This is a genomic window from Blautia sp. MSK.18.38, from assembly GCF_024460535.1.
In the GTDB taxonomy this organism is placed as follows: Bacteria; Bacillota; Clostridia; order Lachnospirales; family Lachnospiraceae; genus Blautia_A; species Blautia_A fusiformis.
This window is the reverse complement of the sequence record NZ_JANFYP010000005.1, coordinates 83445-104268: the sequence shown is the minus strand read 5'-3', so window position 1 is coordinate 104268 and position 20824 is coordinate 83445. Positions and strand designations below refer to the sequence as shown.

Sequence of the window (20824 nt, the reverse complement as noted above, 5' to 3'; positions counted from 1 at the left end):
TGCAGCGATGATGTTCATAGGCATGCAGCAGAGTGGAAGATGAAAGGCCGTTCTGTTGTATGTATCTGCTGCTTTTTATATCATAGTATATTGCTGGTTGGAGGTTGATGGTTTGACAGACCGGAAGGGTTATGCTATCTTATGTAATAATAATCAGAGTAAGCAACAGGAAAGCGGATGATAACGGTCCGCTTTCTGTATTATAATTGGTTCGGGATAATTCCGGACGACTATACTGAGGGGAATAAAAATATGATACAGGCAATTGTTTTACTGGTGTTCCTGATCTTTCTGAATTCTGTTTTCGCAGGTGCGGAAATGGCGGTTCTGTCCATGAATGAAGCGAAGATGAAGGAGCTGGCAGAAGAGGGAGATCACCGGGCGCAGATTTTGATAAAGCTTACAGAACAGCCGGCACATTTTATGACAGCGATCCGTGTAACGGTAACTACGGCAGGATTTCTGCAGAGCGCTTTTGCGGCAGAATATTTTGCACAGCCGATGACAGAGGCACTGATAAGGTCAGGGATAGATGTACCACAGAATGTTCTGAAGATCGTATGCATGATCATTGTGACCATACTGCTTTCCTATGTAAGTCTTCTGTTCGGAGAACTGGTGCCAAGACGTCTGGGAATGAAAAATCCGGATGAGCTGTCTCTGCGTCTGGCAGGACTTCTTAAGATCGCGATGATCGCAGTCTGGCCGGCTACTGCACTTCTGACAGTAACTGCCAATGGTGTGCTGTATCTGATGGGAATCAAACCGGAAGAAAAAGAGGAGCAGGCCACAGAGGAAGAGATCCGTATGCTGCTTACAGAGGGAAATGAACAGGGCAGCATCCAGCAGGAAGAAAGCGAGATGATCCAGAATGTTTTTGACCTGGATGATACTGCGGCAGATGAGATCTGTACACACAGAAGAGATGTGGTTGTCCTCTATATGGAAGACTCTGATGAGGAATGGGAACGGATCATCAGAGAGAACCGTCACACCTTTTATCCGGTATGCGGGGAAGACCAAGATGATATTATCCATATTCTGGACACCAGAGATTATTTCCGCCTGGATGACAGATCCAGAGAAGCTGTTCTGCATCATGCCTGTTATTCGCCGTTTTTTGTACCGGAATCCATGCGTGCCAACCTGATCTTCCGGGAAATGAGGGAAAAACGGGATTATTTTGCAGTAGTGTTGGATGAATATGGCTGCTTTGTAGGAATTGTCACTCTGCATGATCTTGTGGAGACGCTGGTGGGAGATATTGACGACAGGACAGATCTGCCGAAGCCGGATGATATTGAGAAGACAGGAGAACATATCTGGAAAATACAGGGAGGAGCGATCCTGGATGATGTGGCAGAGGTCATAAATGTGGAGCTTCCTGTAGAAAAATATGATACTTTCAGCGGCTTTGTCTGCGGAGTTCTGGAACGTGTACCGGAGGACGGAGAACAGTTCCGATGCAGCTGGAAAAACCTGGATATTGTGGTAAATCAGGTCAGAAACCATACCGTTGTGGAGGGAATCGTTCATGTTCAGCCAGAGAAAAAAGTGCAGGAACAGAAAGAAGAGATCTGACAAAACCTTGTTCAGCCAGGTCATGGGACAGTTATCGGGAGAAAGATCTCCGGGGATTTATGGACATTTTCGAACATGTTGTTGCTTGAAAGTATGTTATTTTTATGACATAATAAGGAAATAACCCGAGGAAAGCTTGTGATGGGGGAGAGAAAATGCCAGGTTTTACAAGACAGATCATACTGCATACACTGACGGAACTTATGAACGAAAAACCATTGTCCAAGATTACGGTAAAGGACATTGTGGAACGCTGTGGAGTAAACAGGAATACATTTTACTACCATTTCAGAGATATTCCGGATGCAGTGGAAGCAATGGTAAAGGAAGAGCTGAATGACATTCTGAAGGATCAGAAAGTACCGGAATCAGTCAGCGACTGTATGGAAATCCTTGTCAACGCAGTTCAGAAGAACAAAAAAGCCATGATACATCTGTACCGCTCGATCCAGAGGGATGTATTTGCCGATTATCTGGATCATGCCGCAGAGCGTGTGGTGGAGGAGCTGATCAACAGGGCGGTCGGAGACTTTGAAATGGATCAGGAAGATAGGCATCTTATAAGCCGGTATTATAAATGTGTATTTGTGGGAGTGATCCTGGACTGGCTACGGCATGATATGGATTATGATATCCTGTCAGATATGCATAAGCTGGAGTATATTTACGAGAAGAGCCTTGAGAGTCAGTACAAAAATCTGAAATAAAAGCTATGATTTCAACTAAATGAAGATTAAAAATATCCATTTAGTGTAGAACAGGAATGTCCTCGAATTTTATTAAGGTATAGAAACGGTTAATTTTGAGCTGGTGTCTGAAATTTAGGCACTGGCTCTTTTTTGTCTGTTTTTTTAAACGACACAGGGATGTATAATTCAGTACAATAAATGAGAAAAAATTATCAAGGAGGGAACGTATGGATGACCTGAAACAGCTGAAGCTTGTAAAAAACATCTACATCGTCATGTCATTACTGTTCTGTGTGCTGGGTATTTTTCTGATGGCAAGGCCCAAAAGCTCTGTAAAAATGCTGTGCGTGCTTATGGGAATCATGCTGATCCTGTACGGAGCTATTAAGATCAGCGGATATTTCACGAGAGATGCTTTCTGTCTGGCATTTCAGTTTGATCTGGCTTTCGGGATCCTGCTGATGGCAGTGGGAGTGATCCTGATAGCCAGAAAAAATTTCGCAGTGGATCTTATTTTTTCCGTGTTCGGAATCCTGATCCTGGCAGATGCCCTGTTTAAGATCCAGATGTCTGTAGATGCGAAGAGATTCGGTCTGGCGTTGTGGTGGCAGATCCTGCTGATCGCATTGGTCACCGGAGTGATCGGAGTTCTGGTTTTTATCAGACCATTTGAAGCAGCAGCTATGATGATGGTGTTGGTAGGATTTTCCATTTTACTGGAAGGGATCCTCAATCTATGGGTCGGGATTCTGACGATCAAGATCATCAAGAGTCGGCTTTAAACATAAACATAAAAATAACCAATCACTTTAGATAATAACATAGGAGGAAATAGAGTATGGGAATCGTAGACAAAGCAAAACAGGCAGCGATCGCAGCTACCGTAACAAAAGCACTGGATTATCTTGAGAAGGATCCGGAGACAAACATACCGAAGATCATGGAAATGGTTGATAAAGTAACACCGGATGGCTGGTATGCAGGACAGAGAAATGCGATCCGTCACTCCATCGAGGCAAAGGACAACTGGTATCAGCTGATCCTTCGTATGTATCAGCTGGATGCCGGCGTACGCCAGACATTTTTCCGCAACTTTATTGTAAATGCCAGTCTTAAGGGAAGCGCAACGCAGGAAAAGGTATCAGAAGAGAATGACTGCAATGTACCGTGGGCAATTCTTCTTGATCCTACCAGCGCATGTAACCTTCATTGCACAGGATGCTGGGCAGCAGAGTATGGCCACAAGCTGAACCTGGATCTTGAGACCATCGATTCTATCGTAAAACAGGGTAAAGAACTGGGAACCTATATGTACATCTACACAGGCGGTGAGCCACTGGTCCGCAAAAAGGATCTCATTAAGATCTGTGAGATGAATCCGGACTGCGAGTTTCTTTCCTTCACAAACGGAACTCTTATTGACGAAGAATTCTGTCAGGAAATGCTCCGTGTGAAAAACTTTGTTCCGGCTATCAGCCTTGAGGGAACAGAGGCAACTACAGACGGACGTCGTGGAGATGGCGTATACCAGAAGGTTATGCATGCTATGGAGCTTCTGAAGAGCCACGGACTTCCGTTCGGTGTTTCCACATGCTACACATCCGCAAACGTAGATGCAGTAAGCAGTGAGGAGTATTTTGATCATCTGATCGAGTGCGGAGCTTATTTTGCATGGTTCTTCCACTATATGCCGGTTGGAAATGATGCAGCAGCAGATCTCCTCCCCACACCGGAGCAGAGAATCAAAATGTATGACAGCGTCCGCAGATTCCGTGCCACAAAATCTCTCTTCACTATGGACTTCCAGAACGATGCAGAGTATGTAGGCGGATGTATCGCAGGTGGCCGTCGTTACCTCCATATCAATGCAAACGGGGATGTGGATCCTTGTGTATTCATTCATTTCTCCAATGCGAACATTAAAGAATGTACACTCCTTGAGGCGCTGAAGAGCCCGATCTTTATGGAGTATCACAAGGGTCAGCCGTTCAACAAAAACATGCTTCGTCCATGCCCGATGCTTGAAAATCCTGAGCTTCTCCGCAAGATGGTTGAACGTGCAGGAGCGAAATCTACAGATCTTCAGTCTCCGGAAACAGCGGAGCATCTCTGTGCAAAGTGTGATCACTATGCAGAGGTATGGAAAAAACAGGCCGATGAGCTCTGGAGTGAGAGCCAGGCAAAAAAAGCTGCAAAAAAATCAACAACTTGTTAATTAACACTTGATATAGATGTTGGGATACTGTATAATGAACCCGTTTTTCAGGAGTCTGAAATAACAGTTCAGATAAGAGTGTCGAAACAGAAGAGACACGATACGTGTACTGACAGATAACAGGGCGGTTATATTCAGCAGTGGGTATAACTGCCTTCTTTTTTATGTTATCGTCAGGACATAGGGAAAGAAAGGATGGATTCATTATGGAAAAACAGGAGAAAAACACAGCCAGCCCTTATGAGCTGGACGGACGCCCACCTCTTAAGGTGGCAATTCCCCTTGGACTGCAGCACGTGCTTGCCATGTTTGTGGGTAATCTTACCCCGCTTCTGATCATCACAGCTGCCTGCGGGATCGAAGCAGGAGGGGATCTTCAGGTTGCATTACTTCAGAATGCAATGCTGATCGCAGGAATTGTTACACTTGTACAGGTCTTTACGATCGGACCGGTCGGTGGCAAGCTTCCTATCGTTATGGGAACAAGTTCAGGCTTCATCGGCGTATGTCAGAGTGTTGCCGGAGTTATGGGAAATGGTGTCGTTGCCTATGGTTCGATCATGGCAGCCTGCTTTATCGGCGGTCTTTTTGAGACTGTTCTGGGAAGCTTTCTGAAGCCCTTGAGAAAATTTTTCCCATCTGTTGTAACAGGTACGGTTGTACTTTCAATCGGTCTTTCACTGATCGGTGTGGGAATCAGCTCTTTCGGTGGCGGAAGCTCCGCAAAGGATTACGGTTCTCTTGAAAACCTTTTCGTAGGCTTTGTAGTTCTGATCGTGATCATTGTACTGAAGCATGGAACAAAAGGCTTCACAAGCTTTTCTTCAATCCTCATCGGTATTATCGTGGGATACATTCTGGTAAGTATCATGGCTATGGTACTTCCTACAACATTTACATATGTAGATGACACAGGTGCTACTGTGGAGGCTACAAAGGCCTGGGTTCTCAACTGGGACAAGGTTGCTCAGGCAAAATGGTTTGCGGTACCGGCACTGATGCCTGTAAAATGGGTGTTTGACGCACGTGCGATCGTGCCGATCCTGATCATGTTTATTGTAACTGCAGTTGAAACAGTTGGTGATATTTCCGGAATCACAGAGGGTGGTCTTGGAAGAGAAGCTACAGACAAAGAGCTTTCCGGTGGTGTTATGTGTGACGGACTTGGATCTTCCTTCGCAGCACTGTTCGGTGTGCTTCCGAACACATCCTTCAGCCAGAACGTTGGTCTGGTTGCAATGAATAAGGTTGTAAACCGTTTCTGTATCGCTACAGGAGGAATCTTCCTGATCGCATGCGGACTGTTCCCGAAGCTTGCTGCACTGATCTCCATCATGCCGCAGAGCGTTCTTGGCGGCGCTGCTGTTATGATGTTCTCATCCATTGTTGTCAGCGGTATCCAGTTAATTACCAAGTGGCCGATCGGACCGAGAAATGTTACGATCGTTTCCGTAGCACTTGGTCTTGGTTATGGACTTGGCTCCAATACAGCGATCCTGGTGCATCTGCCACAGGCGATCAGCCTGATCTTCGGCGGTTCCGGTATTGTTCCGGCAGCGGTATTTGCGATTATTCTTAATATTGTTCTTCCGAAGGATGAGAAGAGTGAGATTGAGAGAGCTGAGGAGATGCTTGAAAAAGTTAAGAATAAATAAGAAAGTGTAAGAATAAAAAGAGTTTTTTTCTTTTTTGAGACTGTTGGACTTTATTGGTCTGACGGTCTCTTTTTTTATATGTTTTTATTTTTTTATTTTTAGGATAAAGGTTCGGCCTTTTGGAAGGCGGTAATTTGCGAGAAGGGGAAGCACTCGGAGTTGCGAAGGCCGTCTCCCCTTCTCGCGCTCTTCCCCTCCTGGCCACGCCGCTGTTCTGCGTTGTGGTGGGCGTGAATGTTCTGACAGGGTGCGGGATTCGGGGTGTTGAGGAGGGGAGGCTGTGCCGATCTGTTGGATAGTGGATAATAATAAAAAGGATCTGTAAAAGGCGAGATTTTACAAATAGTTCTGCCTTTTTCAGATCCTTTTTTGGTTAGTAATTGTAGGCTCCCTCATAAGCATTGCATCGTTCTTTCCGATGTCCCTGCTCTACACAGGAGCTGCACCGGTCACAAAATTCCTGTTCATAGCAGGTAGAACAGACACATCCCTTACAGGCATCCCGGTCATAAGCCGGCGTGCAGGTAAAAGGAAGAGTATCCTTCGTAGTTTCCGTACTCATAAAGATCACGCTCCTTTTTTCTATATTATAGACCTATCAAAAAAGCGTTTCAATACAAATAATCAGAAAATACAAAAAGATACCTGATAAAAAGTTACTGTTCACTCCGTTTTCAGTAATACGCTTTGTGATGCACAGAATTTATACTGATCGTATAAATTCGCGTGGTATGTCTCGGGCTTTCTGTGACCTTCGCTCACAAAAAACACCTCGCGGAATATTACCATTGAATAGTAAGGATAAAAATCGGCACAACGCTTCACATCCAACACAGTAGAATCCATCATCCCGCCAATACAGAATCACATTTCACAACGCAGAACAGCGGCGTGGCCAGGAGGGGAAGAGCGCGAGAAGGGGAGACGGCCTTCGCTAACTCCGAGTGCTTCCCCTTCTCGCAACCCTGCCCACGCCAAAGTGTCCCCTCGAAAGGAAAAACCCCAACTCACAGTAGTTCGCAACAGCGAAAAAAGTGCCAGCTAATAAGGATGCCACAACAGCCCTATCCTACCGGGAGGAGCTCCACCGTCCGGAAGCTCCGCAGGGAAGAACCAGACCACTTTCTGTTACAGGAAGTCCGATCTCCTGTGACTCCACATTACCCTTCCAGGGTTTCAGCTCCGTAGCAAGCATATAAGTCAGAACAGCCGGTGCAAGACCTGTAGTATAGGAATTTACCAGGAAAAACAGCGGATCATCGCTGAGGATCTTCGTACAAAGCTTGATCAGCGGATGGATCGCATCCTCGATCTTCCAGATTTCGCCCTTAGGTCCGCGGCCGTAAGAAGGCGGGTCCATAATGATCGCATCATAATGATTTCCTCTGCGGATCTCACGCTCTACGAACTTCACGCAGTCATCCACAAGCCAGCGGATCGGCGCACCGGAAAGTCCGGAAGCAGCAGCATTCTCTTTTGCCCAGTTCACCATACCCTTGGAAGCGTCCACGTGAGTAACGGAAGCGCCGGCAGCAGCTGCAGCCAGAGTAGCGCCGCCGGTATAGGCAAAAAGATTTAAGACCTTGATCGGGCGTCCCGCATTGCGGATCTTTTCACCGAACCAGTCCCAGTTCACAGCCTGCTCCGGGAAAAGTCCTGTATGCTTGAAGCTGAAAGGCTTCAGATTAAAAGTAAGGTCCTTGTAATGAAGCTCCCACTGATGAGGCAGATCAAAGAACTCCCACTCACCGCCGCCACGGCTGCTTCTGTGATAATGTCCGTTCATATGCTTCCAGCCACGGTTTTTGCGGGGAGTATCCCAGATTACCTGCGGGTCCGGACGAACCAGAAGATAATCCCCCCAGCGCTCCAGCTTTTCTCCTTTTGATGTATCAATAACTTCATATTCTTTCCATCCATCTGCAATCCACATGATGATCAATACCTCTTTCATAATAGTAAATTTATAAGATATATATAGCATTTTTATATAGCATTTCCGGAGATTACTGTACCAGATCCGGATGATCGGGACATGAATCCATAAAAACGCCATAATAATGTTTTTTCCAGTATAGAGGAAAAATGAATGCTGTGCAAGAGAAGTGCAGGATTTTCCACGAAAGATTTGACAACAGCGCTTTTACATACTAAAATGTACGCAGAGATTTTCTGCCGGGGCAGAGGCTTCCCGCTTCCGTGAAACTGTGGCTGTTTTTTGCGGAAGAGATTTTGCAGAGAATTCCTGACAGACAGAAATCGTTAACAGAAGAAACACAGCAACCACAGATATGAAACTGTGCACAAAAAGAGGAGAAGCAAACTTATGAAAAAATATTGTGAGATGAGCAGGGAAGAGCTACTCGATTTAAAGAAAGAACTTGACCGTGAGTTCGACGAGATCAAAGCCGAAGGTCTGGCACTGGATATGTCCCGTGGTAAACCTGCACCGGATCAGCTTGATCTTTCCATGAAAATGATGGAAGTACTTGCAGGGGATGCAGATCTGAAATGTGAGACCGGTGTGGACTGCCGTAACTATGGAGTCATCGACGGAATCCCGGAAGCCAAGAGACTTCTCGGTGAGATGTCAGAGGTAGAGCCAGAGAACATCATCATCTATGGTAACTCCAGTCTGAATGTAATGTTCGATACCATTGCACGTTCCTATTCCCACGGAGTAATGGGAAATACACCATGGTGCAAGCTTGACAAGGTGAAATTCCTCTGTCCTGTACCAGGATACGACCGTCATTTTCGTATCACAGAATTTTTCGGCATTGAGATGATCAACATTCCGATGTCTCCGGAAGGCCCGGATATGGACATGGTTGAGAAATATGTCAATGAAGATCCGGCAGTAAAAGGAATCTGGTGTGTTCCGAAATATTCCAATCCGCAGGGCTACACCTATTCCGAAGAAACAGTTAAGCGTTTTGCGCATCTGAAGCCGGCTGCACCGGACTTCCGTATTTACTGGGATAACGCTTACAGCATCCATCATCTTTATGATGACAATCAGGATTTCCTTCTTGAGATCCTTGATGAGTGTGCGAAAGCAGGAAATCCGGACATTGTTTATAAATTTACTTCTACCTCCAAAGTAAGCTTCCCTGGTTCCGGTATCGCAGCAGTTGCTGCATCCAAGGCGAACCTGGATGACTTCCGCAAATACATGACTGTACAGACCATCGGACACGACAAACTGAACCAGCTTCGTCACGTTCGTTTCTTCAAAGATATCAACGGACTGCATGAGCATATGAAGAAACACGCAGACATCCTTCGTCCGAAATTCGAGCTTGTTCTCGCAACACTGGATAAAGAGCTTAACGGACTTGGAATCGGTGAGTGGACCAAACCTCACGGCGGATATTTCATTTCCTTTGATTCTATGGAAGGCTGTGCGAAAGCTATCGTTGCCAAAGCAAAAGAAGCAGGCGTTGTTATGACTGGAGCAGGTGCAACCTATCCATATGGAAAGGACCCGAAAGACAGCAATATCCGTATTGCACCAAGTTACCCAAGCGTTGAGGAGCTTGGCAAGGCAGCAGAGGTATTTGTTCTCTGTGTGAAGCTTGTAAGTGTGGAAAAACTTCTGGAGAAATAAATCGATCACATCAGACTGCCCGGTATTTCAGCACGCGTAATACCGGGCAGTCATAACTATTGGAGAGAGCTCATGGATGAGGAAAAAGAAAAAATGAAAACAGGCAAAAAGTTGGTCATTGCACTGATCATGATCCTGCTGATCCTTACAGCAGGGGCTTATGGATATGGTGTACACTATTTTACAGATCATTTTTTGCCGGGATCTCAGGTGAATGGTTTTAACTGCTCCTATAAAACTGCAGATGAAACAGAAAAGCTTCTTGCAAAGGAAGTGCAGGCATATGTTCTTACCGTTGATACAAGAAACAACGGAAAAGAGAGTATTACCGCAAAAGAAGCCGGCCTGGTCTACAAGCCGGATGGCGGAGCCAAAAAGCTGATCAAGAAACAGGCCCGGTACAAATGGTTCCTTGCTTTTAATCAGGAGAAAAAATATACACTGGCAACGGATACTGCTTATGAAGATCAGAACAAGCTGACAGAGGCTGTGAAGAATCTGAAATGCATGCAGAAGGACAATATGGAAAAGCCTGCAGACGCATGCATTAAGGATAATGGCGAAACCTACGAGATCCAGCCGGAAAAAGAAGGAACGACCCTGGATACAAAAAAGGTTCAGAAGGTGATCCGTGCAGCTGTTTCCGCAGGAGACAAAACAGTTAGTCTGGAAAAGAAAAACTGCTACAAAAAACCATCGATATATAAAGACGATGAAGCTCTGAAAAAAGATTGTGACCAGATGAACAAGCTTACCAGCTGCGTGATCACCTATGATTTTTCGGACCGGTCGGAACAGCTTGACCGAAATACCATCAAAGACTGGCTGGTCAGGGACGCAAACGGAGATTATATAGTAAATAAAGATCAGGTTGCAGCTTATGTGAACAGCCTGGGATATAAATATGATACCTTTGGCTGCACGAGGACATTTACCACCTACGATGGTCGCCAGAAGACTATCAAGGGCGGTGATTACGGATGGGCTATCGATCAGACCACAGAGACTGAATGGCTTTATAATGCCATTCTTGCAGGAACTACAGAAGTGAGACAGCCGGCGTATGCTTACAGTGGACTTTGCAGAGATACCAATGATATCGGAAATACATATGTAGAGATTGACCTGACCAACCAGAGAATGGTATTCTATAAAGACGGACAGCTTCTGGTAGATACACCGGTAGTTACCGGCTGTGTCCGAAAGGGCCATTCCACACCAACCGGATGCTTTGCACTGGATGCCATGCGTTCACCGGCAGTTTTGAAGGGACCTGGATATGCATCACCGGTTACATACTGGATGCCGTTTTCCGGAGGAGTCGGAATCCATGACGCAAGCTGGCGTTCACAGTATGGCGGGCAGATCTATATCACAAATGGTTCTCATGGCTGTGTAAACACCCCGAAGGATAAGGCGGCAATCATTTATAATAATATTAGTGTAGGAGTACCAATCGTAGTTTATGAATAAGAGATTAAAAGAAATATTAAAAGAATACGAAAAAAGAAAACACAAGATCATCAAGGGAGATGAAAGTATGAATATCGTTGTATTGGCAGGCGGAACCAGTACAGAAAGAGAGATCTCCATCGTAACAGGAACCGGTGTCTGCAAGGCACTTCGTAAAAAAGGCCATAATGCCATTCTTGTAGATATTTTCTGCGGACTGGAGCCGGTGGACTGGGATGAGCCCTTTGGAGATAAAGATTATGAGGTAGATTCTGCGGCAGAGTATATGAGAAGCTTCGATGATGATATCGAAGAGATCAAACGCACAAGAAGAAGCTTTTTCGGGCCGAATGTACTGGAATTGTGTCAGGCAGCAGACATTGTATTTATGGGTCTTCACGGTTCCAACGGAGAGGATGGAAAGGTTCAGGCAACCTTCGATCTTCTGGGGATCCGTTACACAGGAACCGGATATTTAAGCAGTGCCCTTGCTATGGATAAGGGTCTCACCAAGAAGATCTTTCTCATGGATCAGGTACCGACACCGAAGGGCGTTTCCATGCTGAAAGAAAACTGTACAAGAAACATCCATGATCTTGGTATGGAATTTCCTGTTGTTGTAAAAACATGTTGCGGTGGTTCCAGCGTAGGTGTTTATATTGTAAACAACCAGAAAGAATATGAGGATGCCATTGATGGTGCTTATTCTTATGAAGATGAGGTAGTTGTTGAAGAGTATATCAGGGGTCGTGAGTTTTCCGTTGCAGTTGTAGACGGAAAGGCTTATCCAATCATCGAGATCGCACCGAAGCAGGGCTTTTATGATTATAAGAACAAATATCAGGCAGGCTCCACAGTAGAAACCTGTCCGGCTGAGATCTCACCGGAACTGACTGAGAAGATGCAGCATTATGCGGAAGCTGGCGCAAAGGCTCTCTGCATTGAGGGCTATGCACGTTTTGACTTCATGATGAAAGAAAACGGTGATATGTACTGCCTGGAGGCAAACACACTTCCGGGAATGACACCCACCAGTCTGATCCCTCAGGAAGCAAAGGTCCTGGGAATCGACTATCCGGACCTCTGTGAAGAACTGATCCGCATTTCTTTTAAGAAATACAGCAAATAAAATATCTGACCGTAACTCCTCCTGTTGACAGGAGGAGTTTCTGGCAAAAGAAAGGATTTTATTCATGAAAAATCTTACATTGGAAAATATCACAAAAGTCTGCAATGGTATTTACCACGGCCCGCAGGAAAAACTTCAGGAGGAAGTGACTGCGATCACAACGGACAGCCGTAAGGTGGAAAAAGGAGGTCTTTTTGTACCGGTAGTAGGAGAGCGTGTGGATGCTCACCGTTTTATCCCGCAGGTAATGGAAGCAGGTGCACTCGCGACCTTATCCGAGAGAACTCTTGAAGGGGCGGATCATCCGTATATCCAGGTAGGCTCCTCCCTTCAGGCAGTAAAAGACATTGCGGAGTTTTATCTGGAGCAGATTGATATTCCGGTTGTGGGAATCACAGGAAGCGTTGGAAAGACCAGCACAAAAGAGGTGATTGCCTCTGTGCTGAAGGAAAAATACCGTATACTGAAAACCCAGGGGAATTTCAACAATGAGCTGGGACTTCCACTGACAGTATTCCGCCTTCGTGATGAAGATGAGATCGCAGTTCTGGAAATGGGAATCAGTGATTTCGGTGAGATGACCCGTCTTGCAAAGATCGCAAAACCGGACACCTGCGTGATCACAAACATCGGAACCTGCCATCTGGAAAACCTTGGGGACAGAGACGGCGTCCTGAAGGCAAAAACAGAGATTTTTCAGTATGTGAAGAGAAATATCGTACTTAACGGTGATGATGATAAGCTTTCCACAGTAAAGGAATACAACGGCATGCAGCCGGTATTTTTCGGAAACGGAGAAAATGCTTCTGTTACCTGTGAAAATGTGGAAAGCCGTGGCCTGAAGGGAATGAGCTGTGACATCTGTCTGAAAGGAAAAATGGCAGAGAACGGAGAGCTCCAGACATTTCATGTAGATATTCCAATGCCGGGACGTCATATGGTATCCAATGCACTGGCAGCAGCAGCTGTGGGCAGACTTTACGGACTGAATGCAGAGCAGATCAAAAATGGCATCGAAAGCCTGGAACCGGTCAGCGGAAGATTCAATATGATCGAGACCGGTAAATTCATGATCGTAGATGACTGCTACAACGCAAATCCCATGTCCATGAAGGCTTCCCTGGATGTTCTTCAGGACGGACTTGGAAGAAAGGTTGCCATTCTTGGCGATATGGGTGAGCTTGGAACGGATGAAGCTGCACTTCATGAAGGTGTAGGCGTTCATGCAGGTCAGTGCAGGATCGATGCATGCATCTGCGTAGGACCACTTGCAGCCCATATCGCGGAAAAGGCATCTCAGACCAATCCAGACCTGACAGTCATCCGGGAAAAAGATCTGGAAAGCCTTCTTAAGAACCTGAACACATATGTGAAACCTGGAGATACCATCCTCGTAAAGGCTTCTCACTTCATGAAATTTGAAAATGTAGTCAAAGCACTGCAGGAAATGTAAAAAGACCAAAAACAGGGGCAGCATTTGACGAACGAAAATTCTTTCCAGTTAAGTTATATAGAAGTATAATATTCCTAAGGCGATGAGCAGTGCGGCTAAAGAACAAAAGCACGCTCAGGCACTGTGCGGCAGTGAAAAAGGGAGGGCTTATGCTGGAGATGATCATGAAGCTGAACATCCCGCTTTACGTCATGACATCCATGGGATGTATCGGCGGTCTGGGGATGCTGGCAACAAACCTTACCTACCGAAGAATGATCCGAAATACGCAACGATTACAGAATCTCAAAGAAAAATGGCTGAACCTGTGGAAGTCAAGGGACAGGCTCTGGCATCGGATGAACCGATTTGTATGGTATCCGTCACTGTTTTGTACATTTCTTCTGGGACTGTCTGTTTTTCTCAACAGCAGACTGGGATACAGGGAAGGATTGTCTATGCTTTATCTTTATATAGGGGCGGCAGTGCCGGTAGTACTGCTTCTTCTTCGTCAGGCATTGGACTTTTCTTATAAGGAAGAGCTTGTGATGGCTTCTCTTGCAGATTATGTGGAACAGGTCCGTACCTGGGTGGAGGAAGTACCGGTCGCAGAAAAGCCGGATCCTGTTCTGCAGGAAGAAATCGTAGATAAGATCACCAGAAGTATCCGTCAGACGGCTGCTACCGGAAGCCACTTCAGCAAGATGCTTTCTCCGGAGGAGGAAGAGATCATGCGGGAGATCATACGGGAGTTTATGAATGCAGAGTAAAAACATATCCCGGTATATTTGAGAAAATACAGAAATGTACACAAAGATATTCCGGAATAAGGAAACCGGATGCAATGATCTTTGGAAATGCTGAAGATTAACCGAATCAAGTAAGTTTCCTGTTTCAATTGCGAAAAGCAATAAGCAGCAGGTGGGGACTTGAGGATATCCGCTTGACGAAATATATACTTATAAAAAACTCTCCGGCAGATACGATTCTCTGTATCCGCCGGAGAGCTTTTTTATGTATGCAGTTGTGTAAGATAAGGAATTTATCAGCTATACCTTATCACCCCATGGAGATCGGGCCGCCACGGAGCTTGCCGGCTGTGGTGATCCTCTTGATCGCAACCATGTAAGCTGCCATACGGAGCGTTACATTTTTCTCCTGGCTGAGAGCATAAACTTCATTAAAGGCAGTAAGCATGATCTTCTGAAATATACCTCCCAGATTGGGAATTTTTAAAAAAAGAGAACGCAGGATAAGCATTCGTGGCTTTCCTGCGTCCTTTTATATGTTATTCAGTCTTCCTCGATCACCTGGATCTCCAGGTAGTCGAATTCAATATGTTCAATGAAATTATCCTGATAAAAACGGGCCTTATCATGCTTTTTGAAATCCCGCACTGTGGCATCCAGCCAGATAGGATTTCCCAGATCCATCTGATAACAGATTTCCTCAAGTCCGTGAAAGATCTTGTGGGTTCTGGTATCATCGCTGTCATCACAGACAACGGTGTCCTGAAGCATGCGATTGTCTTTCCATATTTTTCCCCATAAACGAAACATAAATAGTACCTCCGTATTGAAACTGCCACAGCCGGCAGAATATGAATATCCGTCCGATATGGTCTTCAGTATAGCGGATTTTGCAGGGAAAGTAAAGCACAGGACAATAACGCTTGTATACAAAACAATGCACCAGGTGTGCTCACTTTTATTGACTAATGTGTAAAAATCCTCTATAATAAACGAAATTATGAAAAAAAAAAGAATCATTACAGATTGGAGGAACCGAAATGAAACTTTACGATACCGGCGTTTATCTTCAGAACGGACAGGAAATCATTCCCGAGAACCAGGCTGATCTGCCTGTAGCGAAAGAAGAGGCTGCTAAGAATACCATCGCATATTCTATTCTCAAGGCTCATAATAAATCCGATAACATGGAGAAACTTCAGATCAAATTCGATAAACTGACTTCCCATGATATCACATTTGTGGGAATCATCCAGACTGCAAGAGCTTCAGGACTTGAGAAGTTCCCGGTACCATATGTACTGACCAACTGCCATAACTCCCTCTGTGCAGTAGGCGGAACCATCAATGAAGATGACCACATGTTTGGTCTCACCTGTGCCAAAAAGTACGGCGGAGTTTATGTACCGCCTCATCAGGCAGTTATCCATCAGTTTGCAAGAGAAATGCTTGCAGGCGGCGGAAAGATGATCCTCGGCTCCGACAGTCATACAAGATACGGAGCACTTGGAACCATGGCTATGGGAGAGGGCGGACCGGAGCTTGTAAAACAGCTTCTCTGCCAGACATACGATATTAATATGCCAGGAGTAGTTGCTATTTATCTGAAAGGTGCTCCACGTCCGGGTGTAGGACCGCAGGATGTAGCGCTTGCCATCATCGGCGAGGTTTTTGCCAACGGCTATGTGAAGAATAAGGTTATGGAGTTCGTTGGACCAGGCGTTGCCAGCTTAAGCGCAGATTTCCGTATCGGTGTTGATGTTATGACAACAGAAACCACATGTCTTTCCTCCATCTGGCAGACAGATGCGAAGATCGAGGAATTCTATGCGATTCACGGAAGACCGGAGGATTACAAAGAACTGAAACCGGGCAACGTTGCATACTATGACGGCTGTGTAGAGATCGACCTCAGTGAGATCAAACCAATGATTGCAATGCCGTTCCACCCAAGTAACACCTACACCATCGATGAGCTGAAGGCAAACCTTGACGATATCCTTGCAGATGTGGAGAAGAGAGCACAGGTAAGCCTTGACGGAAAGATTCCGTTCACATTGAGAGACAAGGTAGTTGATGGCAAGCTTTATGTTGAGCAGGGAATCATTGCCGGTTGTGCAGGCGGTGGATTCGAGAATATCTGCGCTGCAGCAGATATCCTCAAGGGCAAAAATATCGGCCATGATGCCTTCACCTTAAGTGTATACCCGGCAAGTACTCCAATCTACATGGAACTGGCTAAGAATGGTGTTCTTGCAGAACTGATCGGAACAGGCGCAGTTGTGAAAACTGCATTCTGCGGACCATGCTTCGGCGCCGGAGATACACCTGCAAACAATGCATTCAGTATCCGTCATACAACCAGAAACTTCCCGAACCGTGAAGGCTCCAAGATCCAGAACGGTCAGATCTCTTCGGTTGCACTTATGGATGCACGTTCCATTGCAGCTACAGCAGCAAACAAGGGATTCCTTACCTCAGCAGAGGAGTTTGACGGAAGCTATTCCGAGCATAAATACTACTTCGATAAGTCTATTTACGAGAACCGTGTATTTGACAGCAAGGGCGTGGCAGATCCAAGCGTAGAGATCCAGTTTGGACCGAATATCAAAGACTGGCCGGAGATGGCTGCACTTGCAGACAACCTGATCCTGAAGGTTGTTTCCGAGATCCACGATCCGGTTACTACCACTGACGAGCTGATCCCGTCCGGTGAGACATCCTCCTACCGTTCCAATCCGCTTGGACTTGCAGAGTTCACACTGTCCAGAAAGGATCCGGCTTATGTTGGCCGTGCAAAAGAGATCCAGGCAGCACAGAAGGCAATTCAGGCAGGTCAGTGCCCGGCTGAGGCAGTTCCGGAACTGAAACCGGTTATGGAAACCATCCATAAATCCTATCCGGATGTTGATAAGACAAACCTTGGTGTAGGAAGCACCATCTTTGCAGTGAAACCTGGCGATGGTTCCGCAAGAGAGCAGGCTGCATCCTGCCAGAAGGTACTTGGCGGCTGGGCAAACATTGCCAATGAGTATGCAACCAAGAGATATCGTTCCAATCTGATCAACTGGGGTATGCTTCCATTCCTGATCCCGTCCGGAGATCTTCCGTTCAAGAACGGTGATTACCTGTTCTTCCCTGGAATCCGTAAGGCAGTTGAGGAAAAGGCAGACGTGATCAAGGGATATACTGTTGAAGGTGATTCTTTGAAGGAGTTCGATGTAACTCTGGGTGAGCTGACAGATGATGAGAGAGAGATCATCCTTAAGGGTTGTCTGATCAATTATAATCGTAAATAGATGCAGGGATTGAACATATGTAGAGCGTGAAGGCGTTGGAGCTGTGTTCATGAATATGCTGCAGAGCGGAATGTAGTAATTTAAGAATTTCCGTGTTGTTTTGCAGACTGGTGACCGTTTTGATCGAGGTCGCCGGTCTGCTTTTTTACTTTTAGAGGTGTGGTTGTGGGAAGTTTTTAGGGTTGTGGATACTTATTTTTATGGGATTTGGATGATGCGGACGCGTGAGGTGTCCTGTGGGGAGCAGAGGCTGTCGTTTCGCCTGGTCATACTAAGCGTCTGAGGCAACCTGTGAAAAGGCCGGCCCATAACTCGCCATGTACGCTGATGCGTACCCGGCTCAGACAGATGGGCCTTATTCTGCGGCCTGTATCCGCAGAATACCTTTCCACAGGTCACCTCAGCCGCCAAGTATGACCAAAGGCTCACTCCGAAGCCCCTGCTCCCCACAGGACACCTCACGCTGACATTCCCAGAGACAAACCCCAGCCCCGGTAAAAATATCAAGAAAAGCTCAACAAATGATGACCGTCTCAACACTCTTCGTTATTTAATTTTTCTTCTTCTTCGTTCTTTCGAATAAAGTTTATCTCAATCCCCTGCAAACATTGTAAAGTACAAACATTGCAATGTTTGCAGTGCCAATACAGTCACACAGAAACTTTTCTAACTAATTTTCCATGTTCGAAAGTCAGGGCGTGAAGGACGGGCGGGGCGGGTGACTCTGCAGGAGTCGTAGTACTTCTTAGGCCGCGGGGAGGCTGCGTTGCTGGAAAAATCCCAGCTGTTTGAGCGTTAGCGAGTTCTGGGATTTTTTCAGCGGTTTTAGCAGAATCCCCGCAGCCTTAGAAGCACTAGACCTCCGAAGCCTCACCCGCCCCGCCCGTCCTTCACGGCCGTCCGTTCGCGACATATCCTACCTTCACAACTTCACAATAGTATAAATTAACAGAAAATAATAAAAATTACAAACAAATTATAAAATATAAACACCTAATAAAACAAATAAATAAAAATAATAACATAAAAACACAAAAATGTATTGACAAATACCCGCAACGATGTTATTATAAGACCATCAAAAACAACAAGAGAAAAACAAAAAAGAAAATCATTCAATTCATAGCATAGATGCACATGAAGGATGAAGAAAGGAAAAGGTGATTCCAGTGGGAACATAAACAAACACCATCATCAATATGAGAGTGACAGGAACCGAATTTCCTGCAAGAAAGACCTGATACAGATCACATATGATACACCTTAAGAAAACAGAAGTTTCTTTTATGAAATATAAATAAGATCCTCTTAAATCTTACTTATATTTTAAGAAATCAGAAACAAAAGGAAATCAGTATTTCAGGTAATATAGAATCGGTAACTCATATTGAACAACTGTCACACACCTGATACAAAGATTTCAGGAAATATGTAAAGAAATATTTCCCGAAAGAGTAAAACCCTCAACTCACCGGTTCGTTGGAAAGAAGAGATTCCAAGAACAAACGTGAAGATGAGAACGATACTTTGAAATGCATATCAGAACCATTAGGATATGGATTGAAGCTTTGCATCAGAAGAATATCTGAGAGGATATTAAAAACAGAAGAATCGGGCAGGAACTTTTTTCTAGGATACTTTAAAGAACTGCAGAGGAGAAAATCCCAATAGGTCGATTTGAATCAGCAGATCGCAAAGTACAGAGATGACAAATGGTTTTGAATTTAAGAAGTTAAGTCCAGAATTGTTTAGTGAACAGGAAAAAGTATAACCACCGAAATTCTTCAGATAAACAGAAAATCAAACATCGTAAAAAATGATTTCTGATCTATAAAACTTTCTAAATAATCGAAGAGATATACTTACATATATCAGTCGTTTATGAGCAGGAAATAAAAAAGAAGAGAGAATCTGAAAAAGAAAAATTTCAAAATTGAATAAAGAGAATCGAAATTATTTTATAAAGTATATAAAATCAAAGATTTCGATTGATAAGTATAACAAGAAAACTTTATTCGAAAGAACGAAGAGGAAGAAAAATTGAATAACGAAGAGTGTTGAGACGGTCATCATTTTTGGAAACTGTAAAAGTAAAAAAAGTGATGACCGTCTCGTTGTGTATATAAGATTGCATATATTAAGTATATAACCGTTCCGAAAAGTCCTGGATAAAATAATATGATCCGAGCAGAGAGCAAAATTTTCGATCAGAGATTTTTCCGAACAGTTATATTTATCAGTTGCCATCAAAAACATCATCAGTTATACTTCTGTGAGAAAGGAAGTAAGATGAGAAAATATGTGGAATTATCAGATTGAAGAAAATATTTTATATGAAGACAAAGAGATCCTTGTGTGCAGAAAAACAGCAGGAATGCCGGTGCAGGCAGCAAAAATAGGAACAATGGATATGGAAAGTGCCCTGAAAAATTATCTGGCACAAAAAACACCGGGAAAGATCCCATATCTGGGAGTAGTACATCGCCTTGATCAGCCGGTAGAAGGCATTCTTGTATTTGCGAAAACATCCGAAGCAGCAGGAAATTTGAGTAAACAGATGATGGCAGGAGGCGCCGGAAAATATTACCTGGCAGTAACAGAGGGAAAAGCAAAGAGCTCAGAAGGGACTCTTACAGACTATCTGAAAAAAAATGGAAAAGCCAACATGTCTCAGGTGGTGTCTGCCAATACACCGGGAGCAAAAAAAGCGATCCTTCACTATAAAGTTCTGGATCAGCAGGAGATAAACGGAAAATCCCGGACACTTCTTAAGATCAGGCTGGAAACAGGTCGGCATCATCAGATTCGTGTGCAGCTTTCTCATGAGGGACTGCCCCTTCTCGGAGACCGGAAATATAATCCTTCGGGAGAAAAAGGTACATCACTGGGACTTTGTTCCAGTTGTCTGGAATTCAAACACCCCAGAACAGGAAAAATGATGAAGTTTGAAACAGAGCCACAAGGAAGCGCGTTTCTGGATTTTGTGAAAAAAGTGTAAAAACTCTGGACGGAA

The 20824-nt window shown here is 44.9% G+C and carries 16 protein-coding genes; 12 read left to right on the top strand and 4 right to left on the bottom strand.

What is annotated here, in order from left to right; all coding sequences use genetic code 11:
- Window positions 1-252: 252 nt before the first annotated feature.
- From NE638_RS04980 to NE638_RS04960, 5 genes are all read left to right on the top strand, one after another.
- Window positions 253-1581, top strand: a complete 1329-nt coding sequence (locus NE638_RS04980; protein ID WP_242872553.1) for a hemolysin family protein — start codon at window positions 253-255, stop codon at window positions 1579-1581.
- Between the two features lie 155 nt (window positions 1582-1736).
- Window positions 1737-2288, top strand: a complete 552-nt coding sequence (locus NE638_RS04975) for a TetR/AcrR family transcriptional regulator C-terminal domain-containing protein (RefSeq protein ID WP_092069733.1) — start codon at window positions 1737-1739, stop codon at window positions 2286-2288.
- A gap of 209 nt (window positions 2289-2497) precedes the next feature.
- Window positions 2498-3052, top strand: coding sequence for an HdeD family acid-resistance protein (locus NE638_RS04970; RefSeq protein WP_015526279.1), 555 nt, complete (start codon window positions 2498-2500; stop codon window positions 3050-3052).
- Between the two features lie 56 nt (window positions 3053-3108).
- Window positions 3109-4485 (top strand): radical SAM protein, encoded by a 1377-nt coding sequence (locus tag NE638_RS04965; protein WP_021652466.1) that lies wholly within the window; start codon window positions 3109-3111, stop codon window positions 4483-4485.
- 206 nt (window positions 4486-4691) lie between these two features.
- Window positions 4692-6140: a uracil-xanthine permease family protein gene (locus NE638_RS04960; protein WP_022426900.1), complete on the top strand. Its 1449-nt coding sequence runs from the start codon at window positions 4692-4694 to the stop codon at window positions 6138-6140.
- A gap of 373 nt (window positions 6141-6513) precedes the next feature.
- Here the strand turns inward: NE638_RS04960 and NE638_RS04955 are convergent, their stop codons facing one another.
- Window positions 6514-6702, bottom strand: coding sequence for a hypothetical protein (locus NE638_RS04955; RefSeq protein ID WP_015526276.1), 189 nt, complete (start codon window positions 6700-6702; stop codon window positions 6514-6516).
- Window positions 6703-7209: 507 nt separating this feature from the next.
- Window positions 7210-8073, bottom strand: a complete 864-nt coding sequence (locus NE638_RS04950) for a class I SAM-dependent methyltransferase (protein ID WP_092069884.1) — start codon at window positions 8071-8073, stop codon at window positions 7210-7212.
- Between the two features lie 393 nt (window positions 8074-8466).
- Between NE638_RS04950 and NE638_RS04945 the strand changes: the two genes are divergently transcribed.
- The 5 genes from NE638_RS04945 (at window position 8467) to NE638_RS04925 (ending at window position 14533) form a co-directional block, all read left to right on the top strand.
- Window positions 8467-9750 (top strand): hypothetical protein, encoded by a 1284-nt coding sequence (locus NE638_RS04945; protein WP_021651427.1) that lies wholly within the window; start codon window positions 8467-8469, stop codon window positions 9748-9750.
- Window positions 9751-9822: 72 nt separating this feature from the next.
- Entirely contained in the window at window positions 9823-11223 is a 1401-nt protein-coding gene (locus tag NE638_RS04940) for a L,D-transpeptidase family protein (RefSeq protein ID WP_118608886.1), read from the top strand.
- A gap of 67 nt (window positions 11224-11290) precedes the next feature.
- Window positions 11291-12331: a D-alanine--D-alanine ligase family protein gene (locus NE638_RS04935; protein WP_044961514.1), complete on the top strand. Its 1041-nt coding sequence runs from the start codon at window positions 11291-11293 to the stop codon at window positions 12329-12331.
- 64 nt (window positions 12332-12395) lie between these two features.
- Entirely contained in the window at window positions 12396-13784 is a 1389-nt protein-coding gene (locus tag NE638_RS04930) for a UDP-N-acetylmuramoyl-tripeptide--D-alanyl-D-alanine ligase (RefSeq protein ID WP_118608885.1), read from the top strand.
- 149 nt (window positions 13785-13933) lie between these two features.
- Window positions 13934-14533 carry a hypothetical protein gene (locus NE638_RS04925; protein WP_022427348.1) on the top strand — a complete coding sequence of 200 codons (600 nt, stop codon included), beginning with the start codon at window positions 13934-13936 and terminating at the stop codon, window positions 14531-14533.
- A gap of 289 nt (window positions 14534-14822) precedes the next feature.
- On the opposite strand, the gene NE638_RS04920 is transcribed toward NE638_RS04925, so the two are convergent.
- Entirely contained in the window at window positions 14823-15023 is a 201-nt protein-coding gene (locus NE638_RS04920) for a hypothetical protein (protein ID WP_021651433.1), read from the bottom strand.
- Between the two features lie 32 nt (window positions 15024-15055).
- The gene (locus NE638_RS04915; RefSeq protein WP_015526267.1) at window positions 15056-15322 is read right to left on the bottom strand and encodes a hypothetical protein; all 267 of its coding nucleotides are present in this window, start codon (window positions 15320-15322) and stop codon (window positions 15056-15058) included.
- A gap of 230 nt (window positions 15323-15552) precedes the next feature.
- On the opposite strand from NE638_RS04915, the gene NE638_RS04910 reads away from it, so the two are divergent.
- Both NE638_RS04910 and NE638_RS04905 read left to right on the top strand, forming a co-directional pair.
- Window positions 15553-17811, top strand: coding sequence for a hydratase (locus NE638_RS04910; RefSeq protein WP_173745846.1), 2259 nt, complete (start codon window positions 15553-15555; stop codon window positions 17809-17811).
- A gap of 2299 nt (window positions 17812-20110) precedes the next feature.
- On the top strand, window positions 20111-20809 hold the full coding sequence (locus NE638_RS04905; RefSeq protein WP_092069748.1) for an RluA family pseudouridine synthase: 699 nt from the start codon (window positions 20111-20113) through the stop codon (window positions 20807-20809).
- The last annotated feature ends 15 nt before the right edge of the window (window positions 20810-20824 follow it).